The organism is Vibrio fluvialis (genome assembly GCF_900460245.1).
GTDB lineage: Bacteria > Pseudomonadota > Gammaproteobacteria > Enterobacterales > Vibrionaceae > Vibrio > Vibrio fluvialis.
Genome location: NZ_UHIP01000001.1, coordinates 772,959 through 797,385, shown reverse-complemented (window position 1 = coordinate 797,385; position 24,427 = coordinate 772,959). Strand labels below are relative to the sequence as shown.

Genomic DNA, 24,427 nt, shown 5'->3' with positions numbered 1-24,427 from the left:
ATAAATCAAGTAAAACTGTGATTTTATACAGTATCTTTACTGCTCAGAATCACTCTTCGCTGCTTGCTGCGCGAGCGGCGGCTTCTTTGATCAGTGTCTGAAGTTCGCCTTTTTGGAACATCTCGATGATGATGTCACAACCGCCAATCAGTTCACCTTCAACCCAAAGTTGTGGGAACGTTGGCCATTGAGCGTACACTGGCAGTTCAGCACGGATATCCGGGTTTTGCAGGATATCAACGTAAGCAAATTTTTCACCACAAGCCATCAGTGCTTGTGAAGCTTGAGAAGAGAAACCACAGCTAGGCAGTTTTGGTGAGCCTTTCATGTACAGAAGGATCGCGTTCTCTTCAATTTGCTGTTTGATTTTGTCGATGGTTTCCATTGCTTCCTCTTAATGGATTTCAAGTTTCATGGCGCCCATTCTAAATCATTAGTAGAGAATAAAAAGCACATTATCATTATGGTTATAGCATCCGTTTCGCGGAATCGGCAAATTTACACAGTGCGCCTTGCCTTTCGCTTCTCATCGGCCTACTTTGCCTAGAGTCGCTTTCACTATCTTCGGATGGATAAACGATTTTTCTCAAGATTGGGGTTTTAATAAAGTAAAAACTTGCTAAAATAGATCGCAAGTCAGTCGTATCGACGAATATAAAATAACACTGGAAGCAATCGAAAGAGGTAACTCTTTCATCTATATGGAGAATCGAGCAATGGCATTTGAATTACCAGCTCTTCCTTACGCTAAAGACGCACTGGAACCACACATCTCTGCAGAGACTCTTGATTACCACCACGGTAAGCACCACAACACTTACGTTGTTAAGCTGAACGGTCTGATCCCTGGTACTGAGTTTGAAGGTAAAACTCTGGAAGAGATCATCAAGACTTCAACTGGCGGTGTATTCAACAACGCAGCGCAAATCTGGAACCACACGTTCTACTGGCACTGTCTGTCTCCAAACGGCGGCGGCGAACCAACTGGCGCAGTAGCGGATGCAATCAACGCAGCATTCGGTTCTTTCGAAGAGTTCAAAGCAAAATTCACTGACTCAGCAATCAACAACTTCGGTTCATCTTGGACTTGGCTTGTGAAGAAAGCGGATGGCTCTCTGGCTATCACTAACACTTCTAACGCAGGTACTCCACTGACTGAAGAAGGCGTCACTCCACTGCTGACTGTTGACCTGTGGGAACACGCGTACTACATCGATTACCGTAACGTACGTCCAGATTACATGAACGGTTTCTGGGCTCTGGTTAACTGGGAATTCGTTGCAGCTAACCTGGCTAAATAATCCTGTATAGGATAAAAAAGCAATCGATACTAAGCCTGCAATTTTGCAGGCTTTTTTTATTACTTTTCTCCGTCAACGCCCTAAAGCTTTCGCCACTTTGGCCGTTAAAGGGACATCAAACGGAGAACACCATGCAAGTACACACTTTAGATAAAGCTGGCCTGATTAACGAACTGCAGATCGGCACTGGCATCAGCCAGGCTGTTTTGCATGGGCGTCGTGCCGACTTTTCTTTATTGCTGGCTCTGTTCTCTAACGACGTACGTGATACCACTCCGGTTGAACACATCGAGCAAGTCGACACTACGGATTCACTGCTGCGCCAGCGTTTTGAACTGCAAGAGCCGCAGGCATTGCGTAATGACCAAAGTTCCTACCAGATTTCAGCTCGTCAGGCTGACTTGTTTCATCAGGGTGGATTGGCGAGCGCCAAACTGTCTCACTACCTCAAACCTGAAGCTCTGACCTATCTCCCTGAAGATACTCAAGATTTTCCAGAAGAGATCTATCTCAATCTATCAGGTCATGATCGCCGCCATCTGGCACAGAAAACACCGAAAACCCTGTTGCCATCAGACTTATACCCGCAACTGAACATGGCTTGGCGTCACGATCAACTGCGCGCACAAGCCTAGTCGCTCATCTTTGCAATTGTTTTCTCTGACTTTGCGTCAGAGTGTGAATGAGTGCAAAAAATCGTCACCCTTCCGCCAGTCAGACCAAGTTATTTGAAGTTATTCACATCGTACTCACAGCTATTCAACCATCCTATCCTGACCTGTTTCATAACGAAACAAGAGAGAAACATGGAAAAGGTGGGCACAAAATGAATATAGAAAGTGCACTGGTTCTGATTACTTCAGCAAGCTCATTGCTCGGTAGTACACTGGCCATCCATTTTGCGCGACTGGGTGCAAGAGTCATACTGTGTGACACCAACCAGCAAGGATTGCTCGAGACCTTTAAACGTTGCCGGGATATCTCCCATGAGGTCGAGCAGTACCATTTAGCCGATTACTCATTACACAGCATTCACAATATGCTCGATCACATTGAGCATACCTACCAGAGTGTGCCCGACGTACTGATCAATAACTGGCCCAATGCCCCGTTACCTTCCGTTGTGGATGAACATCCGGCTGAGCTGTTTATTCAGAAGTTGGCGTTGATGGCCTCATCGCTGTTTACCTTTGGTCAAGCCTGCTCAGAACGCATGCGTCATCGCTCCGCTAAAGGTGTGATTGTCAATGTACTGTCTTACAACTCACCGCAGGATATGCCGGGCATTGAAAATGCGACATCCATGGTTTCCGGCTTTACCCAAAGCTGGGCCAAAGAGTTGACGCCATTCAACATTCGAGTAGGTGGTGTGGTTCCGATGATTTCCGCTAATGACGAGAGCGTGCACTGGGCAGCGGTGAATGATGAGTTGATTCGCAACACCGAATACATTGTTGCCAATGAATACTTCAGTGGACGGGTGATGTCGGCTTAACCGCTATGGGTTAAGCCGGCTATCCATTAGAAATTTTCTTCCATATAGCTGTCGAGGTAATCTTCCTCAGCATCGTTGTAATCGTTTTTCTCTATCTCAGCGGTAAAATCACGGTGCTGCAGATAGACTTCACGAGTCAACGCGTAAGGATCTGGCGAATTGTCGAGCATCGCCTCTTGCGACACTAACGACGCACGGGTTTCCATGCCTTCCAATGCCCACTTACCGATGCTGGCCCATATGTTGAGATACGACAGTGGTACATACAAACCATCGACGACATCGGTAGTTTCACGCACGGTAAACGGCCCGTAACCCGGCACCATCACGTATGGCCCGTTGCCTACCCCATAATGCCCTGCAGCATCACTGAACGCTTTTTCATCGTGTTTGGTAATGCCCGCTTCCGATGCAATATCAATAAGACCCAAAAGACCAAAAGTGCTGTTAATCCAGAAACGGTTGAAGTGGTCGAGAGCTTTAGTGCCATTGCCCATCAGCAGGTTGTTCACCATGCTGGAAGGTTCATCCAGGTTCGCCAGGAAGTTGGCGATGCCATGACGTATCGGTTGCGGTACGTAGTCGACGTAAGCCAGTGAGACAGGACGCACCAGATACGGGTCGAGATAATCATAGTTAACGGTCCACATGGCACGGTTAAAACCTTCCAGTGGATCGTTCGAAGTAGTATCACTCGATGTGGTATTGGGTGTTGAGCTACAACCGACTAATACCAACATCAATATTGGGGATAGAATCCGTGCTAAGCGGCTAATCATTATTATTATCCATGCGTAAAGGCCGATGCATTCATCGGCCTTTATTTTAATTTAAAACAAACAGCTAGCGCTAATTAATACTGTTTATTAATCACAACTTCAACCGGTTCGCCCAAATTCACTGGCTGACTTTCACCAAACCAGTCGCCGTCTTTAGTCGACACGTTGCCATCAGTATCAATACGAACGCGTACCATGAGTGTAGACAGATCTGACAGTTTACGCCCTTGCATCATGCTGTTGTTATCGTCCAATACCACCGTACGCGGGAAGTTGCTCAACGGATAACGGGCAGCCGCAATCGGCATTGGCGCGCCATCGGCGCTGTGCACAGAGACGATAAGTACCGCGTTTTGTGGCAGGACAACATTGTCAGCCAGAGAAATGGTCACGGAGACCGATTTACCCTCGACAACGCCTTCACCCATTTTACGTTTGGCACTGTCAATACTGCGCGTCAGCATTTCGTAACGACTGTCATTCGGGCCAATCATTTTTTGCATCAGGCCCCAATATTGAATGGCTGACGGGTAATCGGCACGTTCGAACGCATCAAAGGCAAGCAGTGAGTAGACACGCAGGTCGACGTAATCGCGTTTAGCGAGACGTTGCAGAATCGAGCGAGCCTGAGTCTGGTCCATCTCATCATCTGACAACATCAGCGCCTGAGCGTACCCCAACTGAATGTCACCATCCTGAGGCTCCAGCGCATAGGCGTGTTTCATTGCGCCAATTGCGGTCTGCATGTCACGGTTTGCCATCGCAATACGCCCTAGCAACAGCCAGCCTGTCGAGTCTTCCGGTTGGTAATACAAGCGCGTGCGCAGAGAGAGCGTCAAGTCTTCCATTTCCTGATCCGTTAGCTCAACACCCTGACCTTGCGGCGCCATTAGCTTACGAGTCAGCAGCGGTAAGTCGGCACTCACTTGTTGCCAGTGCTCCACTTTATCGTAGTTACCAAATTTGGCGTACATTCCGTAGCTGAGCAGCACGACCAGCAAGACTGACGGCACCAGTACTGCTAACGTCGAGACCTGGCTCTGCTGCGTCGCCTGCTTATCGGCCGGAATATCGTCCAGCAGAGATTGTTTCAGGTCGGCAATCAGGTCCTGTTGGTTGTCCACCAGGCCCTCTGCCGTCTCTTCCTGCAGCTCATTTAAGCGGTCTTTATAGAAAGCTTTGTTGAGCTCATCGCGCAGTACGGTGTCGTTGTTGGCCTTTTTCTGAATCAGCGGAATGGCAATGAAGACGCAGGCAATAGCCACCAGGATAAGCGTCGAAATCCAAAATAACGTCATTATTGCTTATCTCCGTCTTTATCTTCTTCCAGCAGCGCCTTCAGACGTGCTTCTTTGTCCTTATCCCATTGAGCGTTGTTGCTTGTTGCAGCCGCTTTGCTGCGACGGCTGCGAATGACAATCACGCCAAAACCGATCAACAGCACAGATACCGGTCCGAGCCACAAAATCGCCGTACTGAGTGTAAACGGTGGGTTATACGTGACGAAGTTACCGTAGCGGGCAATCATGTAATCGACGATTTCGTCTTTAGATTTGCCCTCTTTTGTCATTTCATACACTTTATGACGCAGATCTTTCGCGAGTTCAGCGTTGGAATCCGCGATTGAGTTGTTCTGACATTTCGGACAGCGCAGCGTATTGCTCAACTCCTGAAACTGAGTTTCCTGCTCCGGCGTATCGAAATCGTACACATCAATCGCGGCCAGCGCAGTTAAGGAAACCATTAGTGCTGCCGCAGCAGCAAGTATCCAACGTTTCATCATTTGGCCTCCTGCAACAACTGGTTGTACATCGGTTCCAGCGTCTCTTTCCAGTTGCGAGGATTCACATCCCCCACATGGCGATAACGGATGACGCCATTAGCATCAATCAGGAAGGTCTCCGGCGCGCCATAAACGCCTAAATCAAGCCCCAGCATGCCATTGCCGTCAAACAAGCTAATCAGATAAGGATTGCCAAGATCGTTCAGCCATTTCACGGCTTTATCACGCTGATCTTTGTAGTTCATACCGATGATTTTTACGCCTTTACCTGCCAACTGGTTGAGGTATTGGTGTTCGGCATAACAGGTGGGACACCACGTGGCCCACACGTTGAGCAGTAACGGCTCACCTTTGAAAATCGATTGGTCATAAAGTTTGCCGGGTTCGACCAAATCTTCCAGACGAAACTGCGGCACAGCCTGCCCCACCAGCACTGATTCCAGTTTGGTTGGATCATCACCTTCGGAGTTTTTAACCAGTTGGGTAGCGAACACTGCAACTAACGCCAGAAATGCTGCCAGCGGAATAAACAAAATCTTCTTATTCATCAATCAAGCCTCCTGCTGAGCGTTTTTTCTGAAACGGTAGCGTTTGTCACTGATGGCCAACGCACCACCCAGTGCCATCAGCAAAGCACCAGCCCAAATCCAGCGAACAAATGGTTTGTAGTAAATTCGTACTGCCCATGCGTTGTTGTCATCCAGACGCTCGCCCATTGCGATATAGAGATCGCGGGTCAGACCGCGGTCAATGGCCGCCTCCGTCATCATCGAACGCGCAGTGCGGTAGAAACGTTTCTCAGCATGCAATGTATTAAGGTATTTACCATTTTGAGTGATTTCAAAATCGGCAATGTAACCGTCGTAGTTCGGACCATCTTTATCACGCAGGCCTTTGAAGAAGAACTCATACTCTTGCAGTTTGAAATGCTCGCCAGGAGCCAGACGGACATCACGTTCGATACTGTAGTTCTGGACCATCGCGATACCGATGATGGTCACAGCAAGACCAAGGTGACCCAGCATCATCGACCAGTGACTGCGTTGCAGTTTACCGATACCCGCCAGGAAGGTGTGACGATGCGTCGCACGCTCATACAGTTCTACTGCGTGCAGGCACACAATCCACAGCGCCATCACCCAACCCATGAAGGCCATTGAGCTGAAGTGTTCTGTCGTCAGTTGCACGATCAACGCGCCGAACAGCAGCGCAATGACGCCGGAAATCAGCATCGGTTTAATCAGTTTCGACAGGTTGTCACGCTTCCAGCGAATGAGAGGGCCGATCCCCAGCAGGAAGGCAAACGGCACCATCAGCCAGGCGAACAAAGTGTTGAAGAACGGTGCACCAATCGATACCGAGCCTAAACCCAACTGTTTATGCACCAGCGGTAACAGCGTACCAATCAGCACGACAACCAGCGCAGCGATCAACAACACGTTGTTAGCCAACAGAGCGTTTTCACGCGACACCAGCTCGAAATTACCACGCACACGTACCGATGAGCCTTTCAGCGCGAACAGCAACAGCGAACCGCCGATGACGAACACCAGGAAGCCAAGAATGAACATGCCGCGCGCCGGATCGGACGCAAATGCGTGTACCGAAACCAGAATACCAGAGCGCACCAGGAAGGTACCCAACAGGCTGAGCGAAAACGCGGAGATAGCCAGCAGCACAGTCCACGCTTTAAAGGTGCCACGTTTTTCGGTAACCGCCAGCGAATGCATCAGCGCGGTACCGGCCAGCCAAGGCATGAATGACGCGTTTTCCACCGGATCCCAGAACCACCAGCCACCCCAGCCAAGTTCGTAGTATGCCCACCAGGAACCGAGCGCAATACCTACGGTCAGAAACAGCCACGCAGCGGTTGTCCACGGACGTGACCAACGAGCCCAAGCGGTATCTAAGCGGCCGGTCATCAGAGACGCAATCGCAAATGAGAACGCGACCGAAAATCCCACATAACCCATGTAGAGCATTGGCGGGTGAATGATCAGACCTGGGTCCTGCAACAGCGGATTGAGGTCACGACCATCAATCGGAAAATGCGGTAAGGTGCGGGTGAACGGGTTCGATGTCACGATGATAAACAGCAGGAAACCGACACTGATCAAGCCCATCACGGCCAATACCCTTGCCACCGACTCCTGAGGCATACCGCGGCTCAACGTCGCCACCGCAAGCGTCCAGCCAGCCTGGATCAGCACCCACAGCAACAGCGAACCTTCATGCGCGCCCCACACCGCCGTCAGACGGTAATACCACGGCAATTGGCTGTTGGAGTTGCTGGCTACGTACTGCAACGTGAAATCGTTGGTGTAGAACGCCCACAACAGAATGCCGAACGACAACGCCAGCATCATAAACATGCCAATCGACAGCGGTCGCGCCGCATTCATCAGCACATGGTTGTTTTTGGACGCTCCGACCAGAGGAAGTACGCTGAGCAGCACGGCTAACGCCAGTGCCAGAATCAGCGCAAAGTGACCGATTTCCGCAATCATTTGGTACTTCCTTGCATTTGATCTTGTGAGTAGCTCATTGGCGAATGGTTTTTCTGCATCGCTTCGGCAATTTCAGGTGGCATGTACTCTTCGTCGTGCTTAGCCAGCACTTCGAAGGCTTCTACGGTCGTTGCGTCTTTCAGCACGCCCTGAGCCACAATACCCTGACCTTCACGGAACAGGTCTGGCAGGATACCTTCGTAGATCACTGTCACTGAAGGGCCTTTGTCATGCAGCAAAAAGCTCACTTTAAGAGAGCTAGGATCGCGTTTCACAGACCCGACTTCGACCATTCCACCGATGCGCAGGCGCTGGCCCACTTCCGGCTTTTTGCCATCTTTACCGTTCACCAGTTCACTCGGGGTGTAAAACAGGTCCATATTTTGATTCAGTGCGTACAGAACGAGACCGATGGTGGCACCTAAACCGATGAAAATCGCCAGCACAATACCGAGGCGCTTTTTGCGTCTTGGATTCATAGTGTGTTCTCCATATTTTTCGCTGCATCGATTCGTGCCTGACGCGCTACTTTAGCCTGGACTTCATTCAGTAGCGTTTGACCGCGGCGAACACTCGCCACCCACAAAATCAACATTGATAAGAAAGTAATACCAAAGGAACTCCACACGTAAGCCGCGTAGCCTCCCATTGCCCAGAAATCGCTCATAGATTCAAAGTGCATCTTATTTCCCTCTCTGTGACTGCGTTGCGGCCAGTTGAATCACCCACGGGCGGTGACTCTCTTTGCTGATGATTTCATTGCGCAGGCGAATCATCGCCAACGCGCCGAAGAAGAACGCGAAGCCGAATATGTTCAGCAGCAGCGGCCACAGCATATCGCTCGAAATCGAAGGTTTATCGAATTTGGTGATGGTGGCCCCCTGATGCAGGGTATTCCACCACTCCACGGAATAGTGAATGATTGGCAGGTTGATCACACCGACAATCGCCAGAATACCCGCCGCTTTGGCTGCGGTTTTCTGATCATCAAACGCGTGATAAAGCGCAATCACACCGAGATAGAGAAACAGAAGAATAAGTTCTGAGGTCAGACGTGCGTCCCACACCCACCAGGTACCCCACATCGGCTTACCCCACACAGCGCCCGTAATCAGTGCGATGAAGGTGTAGACTGCGCCGATGGGTGCCATCGCGGATGCAGCCATGTCCGACAGTTTTACCTGCCACACAATGCCGATAAAGGCAGCAATCGCCATCGACATGTAAACGCCCATCGACCAAATAGCAGCAGGCACGTGGATATAAATGATACGAAAACTGTCTCCCTGCTGATAATCAGAAGGCGCGTAGGCCAGTCCCCAGACTGTACCTGCGGATAAACACAACAGAGCTAAAATCGCAAACCAAGGTAGAAACTTACCGCACAGGCGATAGGCCGACTCTGGTTTGGCGTAGGGATGTAGCCATTTCCACATTGTTTACTCTCACTTTTACTTCAAGTACCGAATCTGAATTGTTCGGTTTGCAATTTATCTAACGGGAATTTTTCGTGCTTGATCGAGAACAACTAATTGACACTTACTCGCAACGCAGCACTGATCGCAAACGGTGTCAGGGTCAATGCGCCCATAAACATCGCCGCCAGAATCGCCAATTGTCCGTTGTACGCCATTCCCAGTGACGCCGCATCTATGGCTGATGTGGCGAAGATCAAAATTGGGATGTAGAGCGGTAAAACCAGCAAACTGAGCAGCACGCCGCCTTTTTGCAGCCCGACCGTCAAAGCCACACCGATTGCACCAATAAAACTGAGGGTTGGCGTTCCGAGCAGTAACGTCAGCACCACTGAAAACCAAGTATTCATATCCAATGACAACAGAATGGCCAGCAGCGGACTGATTAAAATCAACGGCACCCCCGTCAGCAGCCAGTGTGCCAATACTTTTGAAATCACCACCACAGGTAATGGGACTGGCATCAGCATCATTTGTTCCAGTGAGCCGTCCTGATAATCATCGCGAAACAGGCGCTCAAGCGAAAGTAATGCCGACAGCAATGCGGCAACCCAAACGATGCCAGGCGCAATACGGGACAATAAACTTGGATCAGGGCCAATGCTGAGAGGGAACAGCGTAATCACGATGATGAAAAACCACAGCGGGTTGAAAATGTCGGCCTGACGACGAAACGCGATCAGCAGTTCACGACGAATGATGGTGGTCATGGTCGATAGCATCAGGCGTCTCCTAACTTAATTTTGCGCAGTTTCGGATTGTCGGCGAACATATCCTGGTGGGTGGTCAGCACCACGATCCCACCTTGTTCGGCATGCTGCAAAAAGAGGGCTTCCAATACTTTCACCCCTTGTTTATCAATCGCCGTCAGAGGTTCATCAAGGATCCACAACTTCTGGCGGCTGAGCCACAAGCGAGCCAACGCCACGCGGCGCTGCTGCCCGGCAGACAGCTGTGCCACTGGCACATCTTCACGCCCGGCAAGCCCAACCTGAGTCAGCGCCTGGTACAAATCCTCTTCCTGCGTGCCAACGGCGTGTACCGCTTGATAAAAACGCAGGTTTTCTAATGCGGTCAGCTCTCGTTTTACACCCGTTTGATGGCCAAGAAACAGCAGCTCCTGATGGTAGCTGTCTCGATCCGCTTCGATGTTGACGTTATTCCAATGGATCTCGCCATCATCGCGGTCACCCAAGCCAGTCACAATGCGTAGCAACGTCGTTTTGCCAGTGCCATTACGGCCTTCAATTTGGACCAATTCGCCAGATTGAATGGTGAAAGACAAGCCTTCAAACAGCACTCTTTCATCACGAATCGCAGTGAGATTTTTTACTTCCAGCATGGGCTTCTGAATCAATAAATTGGGGCGCCCATATTACCACACCACGGAAGAGACTAAATAGAGTAAGGGTATTACGAGTCACGAAACTAAGTAAGAAACTGTTAATTTTTAATTATTTTCTGAAGCAATTAACCCTTTTTGGTTACATGCTTTCATAAATCCCAGCCAACAAAAAAGGAAGTCTCACGACTTCCTTTTTATCTGTTCACATCAGGCTAACGAGAAGGTTTGCGTGCCGGTCTTTTTTCTCCCGGCGCAGCCACCTTTCTTTCCGGATGACTGGTCAGCGGCGGTATCGCCTCTTTACCGGAGAGTTTCTTCTGTAACGAGAGCATCAGCTCCGCTTCGGCTTTTGGCAGTTCGCACTCTTCGATCAGCTCATTGATATCAGCACCCAACTTGACCATCTTCGATGCGCGGGTGTACAAACGGCCATCCGTGTCGGCGTTTTCCAGCTCTTTGAGGCGTTCATTGAGATGCAAGATAATGTCCTGCTGTTCTGAGACTTTCTGCCCCAGCCCGACCATCACTGAGCGCACTTCCAGAACCTGCTTATTGGATTTCTGAAGCTCTTTATCCAGATGGCGTAACTGTTGGCGGAAATAGTCCGCCTGTTTTGACGAACTTCGGCGCAGGCGAAACAGTGCCAAGAGCAGCAGCAAAACAATCAGTACACTGCCTCCTGCAATAACAGGAGGCGTTAACCAAGCCAGATCAGCCATTACAGATGAGCCATTTCATCCCATTCTTCATCGGTAAGCAGCTTGTTCAGGTCTACCAGGATCAGTAGTTTACCGTCACGGTTGCTTACACCCTGAATGAATTTCGAGCTTTCATCGGTGCCAACGCTTGGTGTGGTGTCAATTTCAGAAGAACGCAGGTAAACCACTTCGGCCACGCTGTCGACCAGAATACCAATCACTTGGCGCTCAGATTCGATGACGATGATACGGGTGTTATCGGTGATCTCACCTTGCATCAAACCAAAACGAGAACGAGTGTCGATAACGGTTACCACGTTACCACGCAGGTTAATGATACCCAGCACGTAATCTGGTGCACCGGGTACTGGCGCGATTTCGGTATAACGCAGCACTTCACGTACTTGCATTACATTGATGCCGTACGTTTCTTCTTCTAGCTGGAACGTCACCCACTGCAGCACTTCGTCGTTAGAGTGTTCTTTTCTCACTTCAACTTCGTTAGTTTGAGACATACCTTTTCCTCTCTAAGTCGTTTCCGACAAAAATGTATTATTTATCGAGTGCTTTTACATCAAGTCCTGCATTAAGCATAGCGATCAATGCTTCAACATGAACCAGAGCACACATTTTTTCTTTAACCATTCCAGCAAGCCAAGGGCGCTTACCCACTTGTTCCCGCCAGCGAACTTTTTCACTATTCAGCAGCTCGGTGCCTAATAGTTTAGTGCATGCCAACCCCCACATACTTTCGCCGAGCATGACGATGTACTGGTAGTCCGCTTTATAACTATCATCGCGTAGCTTTTCCGCCATCACCCACTTCGCCGTATCCACCACGTCCAGCTGTGCATCACGGTTAGTTTGCAGGCCAAGATACCAGCCCGGACGACCAATCAGGTGATTGAGAGAGCCTTTACGGTGAATACCTCCCAGCTCATCCAGCGGTACAGCAAAAGTCACCCCGTTGACGTCGAAGTAGAGTACTTGAAAGTTGTCGGCACGTACGGCGTTATCCCAACGACTGAGATCAAAACGGCCTGCCTCAGTTTGGGGTGTTTCATCAACCTCAATCTCAGCAGTCAGCTCTTGTTCTAAGCTGGTGCCGTTCAGCGCTTCGACTTCTACCAACGTTTCGACGTCAGGTTCCGCCACCAACACCTGAGGCTCAACAACGACCTCGGGTTCGATGTTCCATTCCTGAATCTCTTCCACCACAGCAGGCGCTTCAGCCTGAGCGATCTGAATGGTGTTCTGCTCCATCACCTCTTCAAGATCCAGCTCAGCAACCGGGTTGCTGTTTTCTAACTGGCTCAGCAGGCGCTGGACATCATCCAGGTTGGGCAAATCAATTTCTTCGAGCTCTTCTTCGAAGTAACTCTTTTCCGCCACCGATTGCATCATCGGCTCTAATGCGGGTTCTGGCTCAGGCTGACTCTGCGGCGCAAGATCCTGTTCACCCAGCTCTTCATCTAGCAGAGCAGTGAAGTAATCATCCAGCGCTTGTTCACTCGACAGCAACGGGCTACTCATTGATAGACAGCCTCTCTAAAAACAGAAGTAATTGCTTGTACGCAAAAACACCCCGGCTGCCTTCAGCAAAATGGGATGCCGGTAAACGTTTCAGGCTGGCATCGCGGAACTTGGTGTCAATAGGTACCGCCGACGTCCATACCTGATCCGGGTAATCTTTCTTGAGCTGGTTCAGTGTCTGCAATGAGGCGCGCGTACGTTTGTCGTACATGGTTGGCACGATGGTGACCTTAAACTCACGATTGCGCGACTTTTGCATAATTGCCAGCGTACGCACCATGCGCTCCAAGCCCTTCATCGCCAGAAACTCTGTCTGTACCGGGATCAAAATACGATCGCTGGCCGCCAGTGCATTAACCATCATCACGCCAAGAATGGGCGGACAGTCGATCAACACATAGTCATAACGTTGACGCAGCGCCAGCAAGGCACGTTTGAGAATCAACCCCATGCCACTGCGGTTTCCCATCACCCGATCCAGTGTCGCCAGCGACATGTGTGCCGGGATCAGGTCTATTCCTTCCACATCGGTACGCAGAATCAGAGGCTCAACCGTATGCTCGGTGTACTCGCGCAGCTGAAACAGGTCAAACAGGCTGGCCGGAACACCATCAGAGTCATAACCCAGATAAGTCGTCAGTGAAGCGTGCGGGTCCGTATCGACCAGCAAAACACGCTTACCTTGCTTGCTCAGCAAGCCAGCAAGCGTGATGGTTGTGGTCGTTTTACCGACGCCACCTTTTTGGTTTGCAACACTCCAAACAATCATTGCGCTTCCTTAGGCCAAACCGACTTCGACCAGCATGCGCTCTGCAATGCGATCCAGAGGTAAATCTTCACTCGAAATACCGGCTTTTGCGACGGCTTGCGGCATGCCATACACCACGCAACTCTCTTCATCCTGTGCCCAGATAGTCGCGCCTGCATTCTTGAGCATACGCGCACCTTCGCGGCCATCAGCGCCCATTCCGGTCAGTACCATCGACAACACTTTATCGCCGTAAACTTTGGACGCTGAACCAAAGGTGACATCTACACACGGCTTATAATTCATGCGCTCACCGCCATCAATAATGCGCAGCTTAGCCGCGCCAGGACGCCCTTCCAGCATCATTTGTTTACCGCCCGGCGCCAGATAAGCGACACCAGGACGCAGCACATCACCATCTTCCGCTTCTTTCACTTCAATCTTGCATAATGAGTTCAGACGACTGGCGAATGCGGCGGTAAAGGTCGCAGGCATGTGCTGAATCAACACAATCGGATGCGGATAATTTGCAGGTAGCTTGGTGAGAATCTTTTGCAATGCGACCGGACCACCCGTCGAAGTACCGATAGCTGTAAGCTGATATTTCTTACCGGAGGCTTTGAAACGCGTTGCCGCCGCAACGGGTCTGCTTGGACTCAATGACGGAGTCGTTGGCTGAGTCCGGTTAAGCAAACTTGAGCCAGAAGTTGGCGCAGGTGATGACACAGCCGGACGAGATACGACCGGGCGGCGCATAAACGCTTTCTTCGCGGCAATTTGCAACACGCGTTGTTGCAGCAGCGCAACCGCTTCGTCACGGTTACGCGCGATATCTTCAAATTTCTTCGGTAAGAAATCCAGCGCACCGGCATCCAGCGCATCCAGCGTCGCTTTCGCACCATCGTGCGTCAGCGATGAAAACATCAGAATTGGCGTCGGATTGGATGCCATGATCTCACGGACGGCAGTGATACCGTCCATGACTGGCATTTCAATATCCATCGTAATGACATCGGGTTTGAGACGCTGTGCTTTGTCCACCGCCTCTCTGCCGTTAGTCGCGACATCAATCACTTCTAAGCGCGATTCGGAGTTGATGATTTCACTCACACGACGTCGGAAGAAGCTTGAATCATCAACAACTAATACTCTAATCGCCATAGTTATCCTTATCTTAGGTGGTCAACTAGATTCGAGAAGCAGCAGCGTACTGTTTCAACAAATCCGGCACATCAAGAATGAGTGCGATATGACCATCACTGGTGATGGTTGCGCCCGCCATACCCGGCGTACCTTGCAGCAGTTTGTCCAGTGGCTTGATCACCACTTCTTCCTGCCCAATCAGAGCGTCAACCACGAAACCAACGCGTTGGCTGCCAATCTGGACGATCACTACATGGCCATGCCCTTTACGAGCTTGCACTTTACCTGCTTTTGGCGCCAGCCAGTTTTGCAGATAGAACAGTGGAATCGATTTATCACGAACGATGATGGTTAGCTGCCCATCAACCACGTTGGTGCGACTTAAATCCAGATGGAAAATTTCATTGACGCTCGCCAATGGCAGCGCGAATGGGTGACCGGCAACACCAACCATCAGCGTTGGAAGAATCGCCAGAGTCAGCGGCACTTTAATCGTGATCTTGGTGCCTTTGCCCATCTCAGAATCGATATCAATCGAACCGTTCAGTGTGTTGATGGCGGTTTTCACCACATCCATTCCTACGCCACGACCCGAGATATCCGAAATTTGCTCTTTACTTGAGAAGCCCGGCATAAAGATCAGGTTGAAACACTCTTTGTCGGACAGACGCGAAGCCGCATCTTCGTCCATCATGCCGCGCTTCACTGCGATACTGCGCAGTTTATTCGGATCCATACCGCCGCCGTCGTCGACGATCGCCAGCTCAATATGGTCCCCTTCCTGCGACGCAGAAAGAATCACTTTACCGGTACGTGGTTTACCCGCTTTAACACGAGCGTTCGGCATTTCGATACCGTGGTCAACCGAGTTGCGCACCAAGTGAATCAGTGGATCCGCCAGCGCTTCAACCAGGTTTTTATCCAGATCGGTCTCTTCACCGCGCATCTCCAGCACGATGTCTTTATTTAGGTTACGCGCCAAATCACGCACAACGCGAGGGAAGCGGCCAAAGACTTTCTTGATTGGCTGCATGCGGGTTTTCATCACCGCGCCTTGCAAGTCAGCAGTCACGACATCCAGGTTTGCGACCGCTTTCGACATCTCTTCGTCGTTGCTGTTGAGGCCTAGGCTCAGCAGACGGTTACGAACCAGTACCAGTTCACCAACCATGTTCATGATGGTATCCAGCGTTGACGTATCCACCCGAACTGTGGCTTCTGCCTGAGCTTTCTTCGCGCCACCCGCAGCGACTTCGCGTTTCTCGCTTGAATCATCAATCACTTTTGGTGCAGGTGCCGCTTTGGCCGCAGCCACTTTCGGTGTTGTCTGAGCCGCCGCCGGTGCTGGTTTCGCGGCTGGAGCTTTAGGCGCTGGCGTAGGTGCAGGCTTTGGATTTTCGCTTACCGGGCGAGTCGCCATCTCCAGCTCTTCGATAGAAGGGCCTTTACCCACACCGTGCAATTCATCCAGCAGCTTTTCAAACTCTTCGTCTGTCATCAAGTCGCTGTCTGAAGGCGACTTAGGCGCTGACGCTTTAGCCGTTGGCGCAGGTGCTTTTGGCTTTTCAGGTTCTGCCGGAGTATTGACAGACGGGCCTTTACCTTTGCCGTGCAGTTCATCCAGAAGACGTTCGAACTCGTCATCGGTGATATCGCCACCGGCATCACTACTGGCAGGCGTCGGCGCTGGCGTTTTGGGTGCCTGAGCGACAGGTTCAGCTTGTTGAGTGTCAGCACCTGGCGCACGGCCTTTGCCATGCAACTCGTCCAACAATTTCTCAAATTCGTCTTCTGTGATGTCGTCGATAGAATCAGCCGCAACGGCGCTCACCGGAGTACTGGCAACAACTTCAGGTTCAACAATCTCTTCGACCACATCTTCGATTACTGGCTCTTCAACCTCTGCATGAGCTTCATCTTCAGACTCAGGACGGCACAAGTGGTGCAGCTCGTCGAGCAGTTGCGGATCGGCAGGTTCAAGAGGTTCATGATCTTGCACAGCACGGAACTGTTCGTTAACGGTGTCCAGCGCGCGCAACATGGTATCCATCAGGCTCGGTGACACACTGCGCTGACCGTTTCGAAGAATATCGAACACGTTTTCAGCACCGTGACACGTTTCAACCAGTTCGGTCAGGGATAAGAAACCCGCACCGCCTTTTACGGTATGAAAGCCGCGGAAAATAGCGTTTAAAAGATCTCGGTCTTCCGGATTGTTCTCTAGCTCAACCAGCTGTTCTGAGAGCAATTCGAGAATCTCACCCGCTTCAACCAAAAAGTCCTGAAGAATATCTTCGTCTAAATCGTAGCTCATACGTTACCCCTAAAATCCAAGACTCGATAGCAAGTCGTCTACTTCGTCTTGAGATGAAACCGCGTCACTGCGTTCGTGAGGGTTGAGAATTGGTCCCTCAGGCTCAGTTGATGCTTTCTTGGCTTTATCTTGTTGTTCTATTTGATTGGTACCAAAGACTGTCAAAATATCGACCAGACGTTTTTCAACTTCATTCACCAGCGTGATCACGCGACGAATGATTTGTCCGGTTAGGTCCTGGAAGTCTTGAGCCATCAGAATTTCGGTTAATTGACCACGTAGCTCACTACTGTCACCTTCGATTTGGGAGAGAATATTATCGATACGGTGACACAGGGCTTTGAACTCACTCAGTTCAATTTTGCCATGCATCAGTTCGTTCCACTGAGGGCGAACCAACAGTAAGCTTTCGTGCAAACTGTCTGCAATCGGCATACAACGATCCACGGCATCCATGGTTTTGTTCGCTGCGACTTCGGTTTTTTCAATGACGTAATGCAATCTGTCTCGGGCATCAGGAATTTCGTCATTGGCTATCTGACTCATTCGCTCATCGATATGGAATTGATTCAGGGAATCGTGCAGATCGCGCGTCAAGGCGCCGATCTCTTGCAACATTGGGTTGCGTTCCGATTCATACAGCTGCTTAACCAGAAGGTTCGCGCTGTCCTGCTGTCCATTCTCAAGCAATTGAACGAGTTCTTTGGCTTGTTCTAATGAAATCATCCTGTAATTAGCCTTTCACGCGTTTGAATAGAGCAAACTTTTGTCTAAACGAAAGTTTTAGAGACGCTCGAAGATTTTTTCTAGTTTTTCTTTCAGAGTCGCCGCTCGCTGTGAATGGCTTAACGATGTAACCGTTAACGCCCGCTTGAGCTGCTTCGATGATCTGCTCACGTTTTGCTTCAGCTGTGATCATCAGGACAGGAAGATGTTTCAACTCTTCATCCGCACGAATGTTTCTCAGAAGATCAATGCCTTGCATACCAGGCATATTCCAATCTGTCACCACGAAATCAAATTCACCCTTTTTAAGCATAGGCAAAGCCGTCAAGCCATCGTCCGCTTCCTGAGTGTTGTTGAAACCCAGGTCACGAAGAAGGTTTTTTACAATACGGCGCATTGTTGAAAAATCGTCAACAATAAGGATTTTCATGTTTTTATTCAAAATTGCCTCCACTGAGTTCGAAATCAGTGATATTTAGTCGTTTTGTGTCCAGGAACTCAACTTGGTTCGCAGACGTTGCATTGCTTGGCTCAGTATTTGGCTCACGCGGGACTCACTCACGCCAAGTACTTCCCCAATTTCTTTCAAGTTTAGTTCTTCATCATAATAGAGCGAAAGTACTAAGGCTTCACGCTCAGGAAGCGATTTTATTGACTCAACCAATGCTTTACGGAACGATTCGTCGGCAACCCCTTTGAAAGGAGAGTTGTCTTCATCATCGTCCACAGGCGAAATGGCGTCATCCGTCACTCCCAGATCTTCAATTCCGACAATTCGCGAACAGTTTATGTCGGTTAACACGCTATGGTATTGATCTAACGACATACCCAGGTGTTTTGCGACTTCTGTATCGGACGGGTCACGATTTAGGATCCCTTCCAGTTCTGCAATTGCCTGACTGATTTCCCGGTTATGTTTGTGTACCGAGCGTGGCACCCAGTCGCCCCGCCGAATATCGTCGAGCATCGCGCCTCGAATACGAATACCAGCGTAGGTTTCAAAACTCGCACCTTTACTTCCGTCGTAGTTCTTTTGCGCTTCAAGTAAGCCGACCATGCCGGCTTGTATTAAATCTTCAATGAGTACACTAGGAGGTAAACGCCCGATTAAGTGATGAGCTATACGCTTAACCAATACGGAATATTTTTCCAGAAACAATTTCTGGCTATTGATATTGCCGTATTGATCATAAGTAAGCGCTTTATTCACCGAATGGTTCCCCTACTATTTCTGACCGGTTAAGCAGCCTTTCGACGAAAAATTCCAGATGCCCACTCGGGGTTCTCGGGATCGGCCAGGTTAAGGCCTTGTTCGCCAAAGAGCTGATCGCCAGCGATGCGGGTGAACGCGGATAAGCATCCACCACGATTTTCTGTCTTTTTACTGCCTGACGCACGTTGTCGTCCAGAGGAATACAGGCGACAAGTTCAAGGCTTACATTCAAGAAGCGCTCGGTGACCAGTGTCAGTTTCGCGAACAACTCTCGTCCTTCACGATAGCTTCTGACCATGTTGGCAACAATCTTAAATCGCTGAACCTGATGTTCTCTGCTCAAAAGTTTGATCAGTGCATATGCATCTGTGATAGAAGTGGGTTCATCACACACCACCAGCACAACATCTTGCGCAGCACGCGAGAAGCTGACCACCATGTCGGAGATACCTGCTGCAGTATCCACCAACAGAATGTCCATCTCATCTTCCAACGAACCGAAGGCACGAATCAACCCCACGTGCTGAGCGTGTGACAGCTCAGTCATGGATTGCGTACCAGAAGTCGCCGGGATGATTTTAATCCCATGTGGTCCTTCTACGATAGCATCTTTCAGCTCACATTCACCGGCCAACACATGGCCTAAGTTGCGCTTAGGACGAATGCCGAGCATCACGTCCACGTTCGCTAATCCCAGGTCAGCATCCAGCACCATGACTTTTTTGCCCTGGCGTGCCATGCAAATGGCCATACCCAGAGTCACATTTGATTTGCCCACACCGCCTTTACCACCAGTCACCGCGATGACTTTGGTTACAGAGGGTTGGGTTAAACGACGTAAGCCGCTTGCTTGGTCATATATCATTTTGTTTGTCATATCTGTCCGCCGCCTAGAATCTTTCTGAATCACTGTTCCAGTAGTGAGGTTCATTCTCTGTCGACTTCTCTAGCAACTCGTTTGCTTTCGCAACCATATATTTGGGCTGAGCAATCACTATATCTTCGGGTACACGCTGACCATTGGCGATGTACGCCACAGGCAACGAATTTTGAACTACAACACTAACAAATTCACCTAAGCTCAGGCATTCGTCGAGCTTGGTCATAATGCACCCTGAAAGAGGAATTCTTCTAAAGTGCTCAATGGTTTCCTGCAACACTTTGCGTTGCGCCGTGGCAGGTAACACCAGATAACTGTGGATGACTTCTCCACTCTCTTGCATGAGGGTATCGAGTTGCTCAGACAGGCGCACATCGCGCTGTCCCATGCCTGCTGTATCCACCAAAATTAGGCGACGATTGCGTAGCTGATATATTACATCGGCTAACTCTTTGGAATCTTTAGCAACTCTTACAGGACAACCCATAATTCTTCCATAAATGGATAATTGCTCATGGGCGCCGATACGGTAAGTGTCGGTTGTCACCAGGGCAACGTTGTCCGAACCGTATTCCATCGCCGCGCGTGCCGCCAGCTTCGCCACCGTGGTCGTTTTACCAACACCGGTAGGTCCAAGCAGCGCCACCACGCCGCCACGTTTGAGAATATCTTGCTTCACCACTGGAATCTGGTCTGAAACCAGACCCAGCAGTGCTTTCCACGCTTTTTGCGGTTGCGTATCTTCCGGAATGTAACAGGCCAGCTGGTCGGCCAGGTCCAGAGAGACACCCATACGTTCCAGACGTTTAATCAACATGGCACGCAGCGGTTCGCGACGTTCCACTTCCTGCCACATCAACCCAGAAACCTGATGTTCCAACAGGCGGCGAATAGAGGTCATCTCTTCACGCATATTTTCCAGCTCGTTGGCTGCCATTGGCGTGTCTTCTTCGCGCTGACGTTCGTAGCGCGACGGATCCAAACGCGGACGAGCCCGAGCCTCGGAACGTTCTTCAGCAATCAGTTTCGCCAGCGGAGAATCGCTGTTGAGCTGGCGGGCCAGCGAAGAGCGGCTCTCTGTCGTGCGAGTGTCAGTCTGACGCTTAAGCAAAGCCGACAGCGAGTCTTCATTCTCGGCGCGATACTGCGACTCTTCCTCATGCGCACCATTACTGTACTGCTTTAGCATGTTGGCAAAACGCTGAGTCATTGATGCGCCGTTGCTTGAACCATTGTTCAGGCTTACCCGGTCATCTTGCAGTTCGCGTCGGGAAGGCGTGCTTTGGAGCTTCGGTGACGCCTGAGTGCCGATGTGTCTTGGTTGTGAACCGTACTGTTTCGTCACCGCCGGAGCAACGGAGGTTGTTTCTCCATCCACCGCCGCCACGATTTCGACGCCACCCGCGACTTTTTTGTTTGACATGATCACCGCCTCCGCGCCCAGTTCTTCTTTAACCTGAAGCAGCGCTGTTCTCATGTCTTTGGCAAAAAATCGTTTAATTTTCAAAGCAGCTATCCATTATTTATGTGAGAAGGTTAGTTACCAACCGCCTGCACAATGCGAATTTGTTTTTCGTCTGGTATCTCTTGATACGACAGCACTCTCAGGTTTGGAATGGTGTTCTTGACGAACTTGGCCAATGTCGAGCGCAGCACACCGGATGTCAGCAGTACCGCAGGTTCGCCTTTCAGCTCTTGCTCCTGCGTTGCCTGACTCAATGCCATCTGCAGCCGCTCCGCCAATCCAGGCTCAATACCTGCCGATTCTCCCCCTGAAGCTTGCATGGTCTGATGCAAAATTTGTTCCAGCTCAGGGATCAGGGTAATCACCGGCAGCTCAGGCTCTATACCATTGATTTCTTGGACGATTAGACGTTTCAACGCAATCCGTACCGCGGCCGTCAGAATGTCGGGTTCTTGACTCTTACTGGAATACTCAGACAGGGTTTGCACAATGGTTCGAATATCGCGAATCGGAATGGCTTCGTGCAACAGGTTCTGCAGTACTTTAACGACCACACCCAACGCCAGTTGATCCGGAACAAAACCATCCACCAGACGCGGCGCAGAACGGCTCAGCATTTCAAGCAGATTCTGCACTTCTTCATGACCAATCAGCTGGGCAGCATTGTTGGTCAGCAGTTGACTCAAATGAGTCGCCAGCACGGTTGACGAGTCAACTACGGTGTATCCGAGCGCTTGCGCATGTTCACGTTGCTCTTCACGAATCCACACCGCTTCCAGCCCAAATGCCGGGTCATAGGTGTGTTCACCGTCAATCATGCCGTATACCTGGCCCGGGTTAATCGCCAGTTCCTGATCCGGGCGAATCTCCGCTTCACCCACGGCAACCCCCATCAAGGTGATGCGGTAACTGTTCGGCGTGAGTTCGAGGTTGTCACGAATGTGAACCGGCGGAATGAGGAAACCAAAATCTTGTGACAACTTCTTGCGCACGCCTTTTACCCGCTCAAGCAGTTCCCCGCCCTGATCGCGATCCACCAGCGGAATCAAACGATAACCCACTTCCAGACCAATCACATCGACAGGCTGCACATCATCCCACGACAACTCGCGTGGTGTTGGCGCTTCACCTTCAATTTTCGCGGGCAGTTTGGCATCGCTTTCGGCTTGTTTCTGTTTGCGCTGAATCATGTAGGCACTGCCCCCCGCCAAAATAGCCAGGGTCAGAAACGAAAAATGCGGCATGCCAGGTACAATCCCCATCACGCCAAGAATGGCTGAGGTAATCATCAGCGCTTTCGGATTGTCGAACAGCTGGAAAATGACCTGCTGTCCCATGTCTTCATCGGTATTTTGACGCGTTACCATGATCGCGGCACCGATGGAGAGCAGCAGCGACGGGATCTGAGCAACCAGACCGTCACCGATGGTCAGCAAGGTATAGATTTGAATCGCTTCGCCAAAGCCAAGACCATATTGAATCATCCCGATAGTAAGGCCACCGATAATGTTGATAAACAGGATCAGAATACCGGCTATCGCGTCCCCTTTGACGAACTTGGACGCACCATCCATCGAACCGTAAAAGTCCGCTTCTTTGGTGACTTCAAAACGGCGAGTACGCGCTTGCTCTTGATCAATCAGACCAGCGTTGAGATCCGCATCAATCGCCATCTGTTTACCCGGCAAGGCATCCAATGTAAAGCGAGCGCTTACCTCAGAAATCCGGCCCGCACCTTTGGTGACCACCATAAAGTTGATGATCATCAGGATTAAGAACACCACCAGACCGACAGCGTAGTTGCCGCCAATCACTACGTTACCAAACGCTTCAATCACGTTACCCGCAGCTCCCGGGCCTTCATGACCATAGAGCAACACCACCCGAGTTGAGGCGACGTTGAGCGCCAGACGTAGCAAGGTTGCAATCAGCAGTACGGTCGGGAATGCAGCGAAATCAAGTGGTCTGCGTGTGTAAACCGTTACCAGCAGCACCACCATCGATAAGGCAATATTGAAGGTAAAAAAGAGGTCGAGCAGAAATGCGGGCATCGGCAACACCACCATCGCCAACGTCGCCAGTACCATAACTGGCGCACCGATGGCAGGCATGCTGCGTTGAGGAATGTTGGGCAATTTGTCCGCAAATGGCAGTGTAAACTTCATAGGCCTGCAAGCTATTAGTGGTTGAGAATTCAGCGACGCAACAAGGCGTTAGCGCGATGATGCAATTTTTAGTCCATGAGAAACTGTCAAAAACTTGGCTGAGGGATAAATCTAAGGCCAGCGACCAATAAAAAAGGCTGCCCGCAGACAACCTTTTCTTTTCGCACCGTGCAAATTACGGGTGCACGTTCCAGGCGACTTTGCCCTGGCGCGATTGAGGGTCAAACTCAATGCACATCAAGCCCGAGGTCGGGAACATCGGCGGCACCATATCTGCTACAAATTCGGACGCCAGATAACCCACCAGCGGCAGGTGCGATACCAGCAGCAGCGTGTCTAATGCTTCCAGTTCAACCAGTGCCGAGACATAGTCAAACACCTCATCGGCCGAACCATACGGCGTGATGTCCTCGCATACCTGCACTTGTCTTGCCGCAAAATAGCGAGAGATTTCCTGCCAGGTTTGCTGAGCACGTAGATAAGGGCTGACCAGAACTTTATCGAAATGATGTAGGTCTTGCTGCTCAATACAGGCGCGGGCAACCGCGACCGATTCATTCCGACCTCGCTCCGTTAAAGCTCGCTCTGCATCACTGGCTGCATAGTGATGGGCCTCACCGTGACGCATGATAAAAATTTTCATTATGTATACCTATTTGCTCTTATACACAGGCAGTCTGAGGCTGCTTTGCCGCTGATTATAACAGCACCGTTCGTAAAGACTTAGACCGGGGTAACAGTCTATTAAAAAGTCATCTTTGGGACTAGAATGACATTCTGCTCAAAAAATCACAGACTTGAATTTGCGCCGTATCGTTTCAACGCCATACTTAAATCAAAGCCCTACCGGAGAACTT

26 protein-coding genes and 1 pseudogene are annotated in these 24,427 nt (G+C 50.4%); 3 read left to right on the top strand and 24 right to left on the bottom strand.

Features of this window, described 5'->3' with window-relative positions; all coding sequences use genetic code 11:
• Positions 1-49 precede the first annotated feature (49 nt).
• Positions 50-385 (bottom strand): Grx4 family monothiol glutaredoxin, encoded by a 336-nt coding sequence (locus DYA43_RS03840; RefSeq protein WP_020331262.1) that lies wholly within the window; start codon positions 383-385, stop codon positions 50-52.
• Positions 386-716: 331 nt separating this feature from the next.
• Here DYA43_RS03840 and sodB point away from each other — a divergent pair, with 331 nt between their 5' ends.
• From sodB to DYA43_RS03825, 3 genes are all read left to right on the top strand, one after another.
• Entirely contained in the window at positions 717-1,301 is a 585-nt protein-coding gene (gene sodB, locus DYA43_RS03835) for a superoxide dismutase [Fe] (RefSeq protein ID WP_020432486.1), read from the top strand.
• A 131-nt stretch (positions 1,302-1,432) separates the two neighbouring features.
• A complete protein-coding gene (locus DYA43_RS03830) occupies positions 1,433-1,936 on the top strand; it encodes a VC2046/SO_2500 family protein (protein ID WP_061056252.1) in 504 nt (167 codons plus the stop codon).
• Positions 1,937-2,127: 191 nt separating this feature from the next.
• The gene (locus DYA43_RS03825; protein ID WP_020331259.1) at positions 2,128-2,796 is read left to right on the top strand and encodes an SDR family oxidoreductase; all 669 of its coding nucleotides are present in this window, start codon (positions 2,128-2,130) and stop codon (positions 2,794-2,796) included.
• Positions 2,797-2,822: 26 nt separating this feature from the next.
• Here the strand turns inward: DYA43_RS03825 and DYA43_RS03820 are convergent, their stop codons facing one another.
• The 23 genes and pseudogenes from DYA43_RS03820 to sixA all read right to left on the bottom strand — a co-directional run bounded on the left by DYA43_RS03820 (position 2,823) and on the right by sixA (position 24,213).
• The gene (locus DYA43_RS03820; protein WP_038128945.1) at positions 2,823-3,575 is read right to left on the bottom strand and encodes an MlaA family lipoprotein; all 753 of its coding nucleotides are present in this window, start codon (positions 3,573-3,575) and stop codon (positions 2,823-2,825) included.
• 74 nt (positions 3,576-3,649) lie between these two features.
• Entirely contained in the window at positions 3,650-4,873 is a 1,224-nt protein-coding gene (gene ccmI, locus DYA43_RS03815) for a c-type cytochrome biogenesis protein CcmI (protein ID WP_047458560.1), read from the bottom strand.
• Entirely contained in the window at positions 4,873-5,355 is a 483-nt protein-coding gene (locus DYA43_RS03810) for a cytochrome c-type biogenesis protein (RefSeq protein WP_032081019.1), read from the bottom strand. Before DYA43_RS03810 ends, ccmI begins: the two co-directional genes overlap by 1 nt.
• Positions 5,355-5,906 (bottom strand): DsbE family thiol:disulfide interchange protein, encoded by a 552-nt coding sequence (locus tag DYA43_RS03805; protein WP_020331252.1) that lies wholly within the window; start codon positions 5,904-5,906, stop codon positions 5,355-5,357. The genes DYA43_RS03810 and DYA43_RS03805 overlap by 1 nt, the downstream gene beginning before the upstream one ends.
• Before the next feature lie 3 nt (positions 5,907-5,909).
• The gene (locus DYA43_RS03800) at positions 5,910-7,865 is read right to left on the bottom strand and encodes a heme lyase CcmF/NrfE family subunit (RefSeq protein WP_020331251.1); all 1,956 of its coding nucleotides are present in this window, start codon (positions 7,863-7,865) and stop codon (positions 5,910-5,912) included.
• Positions 7,862-8,344 (bottom strand): cytochrome c maturation protein CcmE, encoded by a 483-nt coding sequence (gene ccmE / locus DYA43_RS03795; RefSeq protein WP_020331250.1) that lies wholly within the window; start codon positions 8,342-8,344, stop codon positions 7,862-7,864. Before ccmE ends, DYA43_RS03800 begins: the two co-directional genes overlap by 4 nt.
• Positions 8,341-8,547, bottom strand: a complete 207-nt coding sequence (gene ccmD / locus DYA43_RS03790; protein WP_020331249.1) for a heme exporter protein CcmD — start codon at positions 8,545-8,547, stop codon at positions 8,341-8,343. The genes ccmE and ccmD overlap by 4 nt, the downstream gene beginning before the upstream one ends.
• Position 8,548: 1 nt before the next feature.
• Positions 8,549-9,301 (bottom strand): heme ABC transporter permease, encoded by a 753-nt coding sequence (locus DYA43_RS03785; RefSeq protein ID WP_024373800.1) that lies wholly within the window; start codon positions 9,299-9,301, stop codon positions 8,549-8,551.
• Between the two features lie 92 nt (positions 9,302-9,393).
• Entirely contained in the window at positions 9,394-10,062 is a 669-nt protein-coding gene (gene ccmB, locus DYA43_RS03780; RefSeq protein ID WP_061056251.1) for a heme exporter protein CcmB, read from the bottom strand.
• A complete protein-coding gene (gene ccmA / locus DYA43_RS03775; RefSeq protein WP_032080981.1) occupies positions 10,062-10,682 on the bottom strand; it encodes a cytochrome c biogenesis heme-transporting ATPase CcmA in 621 nt (206 codons plus the stop codon). Before ccmA ends, ccmB begins: the two co-directional genes overlap by 1 nt.
• A 215-nt stretch (positions 10,683-10,897) precedes the next feature.
• Positions 10,898-11,404, bottom strand: coding sequence for a DUF2802 domain-containing protein (locus tag DYA43_RS03770; protein ID WP_061056250.1), 507 nt, complete (start codon positions 11,402-11,404; stop codon positions 10,898-10,900).
• Positions 11,404-11,898 carry a chemotaxis protein CheW gene (locus DYA43_RS03765; protein WP_020331244.1) on the bottom strand — a complete coding sequence of 165 codons (495 nt, stop codon included), beginning with the start codon at positions 11,896-11,898 and terminating at the stop codon, positions 11,404-11,406. Before DYA43_RS03765 ends, DYA43_RS03770 begins: the two co-directional genes overlap by 1 nt.
• A gap of 37 nt (positions 11,899-11,935) precedes the next feature.
• Positions 11,936-12,916: a chemotaxis protein CheW gene (locus tag DYA43_RS03760; protein ID WP_061056249.1), complete on the bottom strand. Its 981-nt coding sequence runs from the start codon at positions 12,914-12,916 to the stop codon at positions 11,936-11,938.
• Entirely contained in the window at positions 12,909-13,685 is a 777-nt protein-coding gene (locus DYA43_RS03755) for a ParA family protein (protein ID WP_032080978.1), read from the bottom strand. Before DYA43_RS03755 ends, DYA43_RS03760 begins: the two co-directional genes overlap by 8 nt.
• 9 nt (positions 13,686-13,694) lie before the next feature.
• Positions 13,695-14,825, bottom strand: coding sequence for a protein-glutamate methylesterase/protein-glutamine glutaminase (locus DYA43_RS03750; RefSeq protein ID WP_061056248.1), 1,131 nt, complete (start codon positions 14,823-14,825; stop codon positions 13,695-13,697).
• Positions 14,826-14,850: 25 nt separating this feature from the next.
• Entirely contained in the window at positions 14,851-17,121 is a 2,271-nt protein-coding gene (locus tag DYA43_RS03745) for a chemotaxis protein CheA (protein WP_061056247.1), read from the bottom strand.
• Positions 17,122-17,130: 9 nt separating this feature from the next.
• The gene (locus tag DYA43_RS03740) at positions 17,131-17,847 is read right to left on the bottom strand and encodes a protein phosphatase CheZ (RefSeq protein ID WP_020331236.1); all 717 of its coding nucleotides are present in this window, start codon (positions 17,845-17,847) and stop codon (positions 17,131-17,133) included.
• Positions 17,848-17,904: 57 nt separating this feature from the next.
• Positions 17,905-18,277 (bottom strand): annotated as a pseudogene (gene cheY, locus DYA43_RS03735) (chemotaxis response regulator CheY).
• 45 nt (positions 18,278-18,322) lie between these two features.
• Positions 18,323-19,057 (bottom strand): RNA polymerase sigma factor FliA, encoded by a 735-nt coding sequence (locus tag DYA43_RS03730; protein WP_020331234.1) that lies wholly within the window; start codon positions 19,055-19,057, stop codon positions 18,323-18,325.
• On the bottom strand, positions 19,050-19,937 hold the full coding sequence (locus DYA43_RS03725) for a MinD/ParA family protein (RefSeq protein ID WP_020331233.1): 888 nt from the start codon (positions 19,935-19,937) through the stop codon (positions 19,050-19,052). The genes DYA43_RS03730 and DYA43_RS03725 overlap by 8 nt, the downstream gene beginning before the upstream one ends.
• A gap of 13 nt (positions 19,938-19,950) precedes the next feature.
• Positions 19,951-21,447 (bottom strand): flagellar biosynthesis GTPase FlhF, encoded by a 1,497-nt coding sequence (flhF, locus tag DYA43_RS03720; RefSeq protein ID WP_061056246.1) that lies wholly within the window; start codon positions 21,445-21,447, stop codon positions 19,951-19,953.
• Between the two features lie 29 nt (positions 21,448-21,476).
• Positions 21,477-23,570, bottom strand: a complete 2,094-nt coding sequence (flhA, locus tag DYA43_RS03715) for a flagellar biosynthesis protein FlhA (protein WP_024374691.1) — start codon at positions 23,568-23,570, stop codon at positions 21,477-21,479.
• 175 nt (positions 23,571-23,745) lie between these two features.
• Positions 23,746-24,213 (bottom strand): phosphohistidine phosphatase SixA, encoded by a 468-nt coding sequence (gene sixA / locus DYA43_RS03710; protein WP_032080972.1) that lies wholly within the window; start codon positions 24,211-24,213, stop codon positions 23,746-23,748.
• Positions 24,214-24,427 lie beyond the last annotated feature (214 nt).

Excerpts from the sequence above, each read along its gene's own strand:
- DYA43_RS03820 (WP_038128945.1), bottom strand. The coding sequence starts at position 3,575 with ATGATTAGCCGCTTAGCACGGATTCTATCCCCAATATTGATGTTGGTA.
- DYA43_RS03760 (WP_061056249.1), bottom strand. The coding sequence starts at position 12,916 with ATGAGTAGCCCGTTGCTGTCGAGTGAACAAGCGCTGGATGATTACTTC.
- DYA43_RS03805 (WP_020331252.1), bottom strand. The coding sequence starts at position 5,906 with ATGAATAAGAAGATTTTGTTTATTCCGCTGGCAGCATTTCTGGCGTTA.
- DYA43_RS03800 (WP_020331251.1), bottom strand. The coding sequence starts at position 7,865 with ATGATTGCGGAAATCGGTCACTTTGCGCTGATTCTGGCACTGGCGTTA.
- DYA43_RS03725 (WP_020331233.1), bottom strand. The coding sequence starts at position 19,937 with ATGACAAACAAAATGATATATGACCAAGCAAGCGGCTTACGTCGTTTA.
- DYA43_RS03830 (WP_061056252.1), top strand. The coding sequence starts at position 1,433 with ATGCAAGTACACACTTTAGATAAAGCTGGCCTGATTAACGAACTGCAG.
- sodB (WP_020432486.1), top strand. The coding sequence starts at position 717 with ATGGCATTTGAATTACCAGCTCTTCCTTACGCTAAAGACGCACTGGAA.
- DYA43_RS03765 (WP_020331244.1), bottom strand. The coding sequence starts at position 11,898 with ATGTCTCAAACTAACGAAGTTGAAGTGAGAAAAGAACACTCTAACGAC.
- ccmD (WP_020331249.1), bottom strand. The coding sequence starts at position 8,547 with ATGCACTTTGAATCTATGAGCGATTTCTGGGCAATGGGAGGCTACGCG.
- flhA (WP_024374691.1), bottom strand. The coding sequence starts at position 23,570 with ATGAAGTTTACACTGCCATTTGCGGACAAATTGCCCAACATTCCTCAA.
- ccmI (WP_047458560.1), bottom strand. The coding sequence starts at position 4,873 with ATGACGTTATTTTGGATTTCGACGCTTATCCTGGTGGCTATTGCCTGC.
- sixA (WP_032080972.1), bottom strand. The coding sequence starts at position 24,213 with ATGAAAATTTTTATCATGCGTCACGGTGAGGCCCATCACTATGCAGCC.
- DYA43_RS03755 (WP_032080978.1), bottom strand. The coding sequence starts at position 13,685 with ATGATTGTTTGGAGTGTTGCAAACCAAAAAGGTGGCGTCGGTAAAACG.
- ccmE (WP_020331250.1), bottom strand. The coding sequence starts at position 8,344 with ATGAATCCAAGACGCAAAAAGCGCCTCGGTATTGTGCTGGCGATTTTC.
- DYA43_RS03745 (WP_061056247.1), bottom strand. The coding sequence starts at position 17,121 with ATGAGCTACGATTTAGACGAAGATATTCTTCAGGACTTTTTGGTTGAA.
- DYA43_RS03785 (WP_024373800.1), bottom strand. The coding sequence starts at position 9,301 with ATGTGGAAATGGCTACATCCCTACGCCAAACCAGAGTCGGCCTATCGC.
- DYA43_RS03750 (WP_061056248.1), bottom strand. The coding sequence starts at position 14,825 with ATGGCGATTAGAGTATTAGTTGTTGATGATTCAAGCTTCTTCCGACGT.
- ccmB (WP_061056251.1), bottom strand. The coding sequence starts at position 10,062 with ATGCTATCGACCATGACCACCATCATTCGTCGTGAACTGCTGATCGCG.
- DYA43_RS03810 (WP_032081019.1), bottom strand. The coding sequence starts at position 5,355 with ATGAAACGTTGGATACTTGCTGCTGCGGCAGCACTAATGGTTTCCTTA.
- ccmA (WP_032080981.1), bottom strand. The coding sequence starts at position 10,682 with ATGCTGGAAGTAAAAAATCTCACTGCGATTCGTGATGAAAGAGTGCTG.
- DYA43_RS03770 (WP_061056250.1), bottom strand. The coding sequence starts at position 11,404 with ATGGCTGATCTGGCTTGGTTAACGCCTCCTGTTATTGCAGGAGGCAGT.
- DYA43_RS03825 (WP_020331259.1), top strand. The coding sequence starts at position 2,128 with ATGAATATAGAAAGTGCACTGGTTCTGATTACTTCAGCAAGCTCATTG.
- DYA43_RS03740 (WP_020331236.1), bottom strand. The coding sequence starts at position 17,847 with ATGATTTCATTAGAACAAGCCAAAGAACTCGTTCAATTGCTTGAGAAT.
- DYA43_RS03840 (WP_020331262.1), bottom strand. The coding sequence starts at position 385 with ATGGAAACCATCGACAAAATCAAACAGCAAATTGAAGAGAACGCGATC.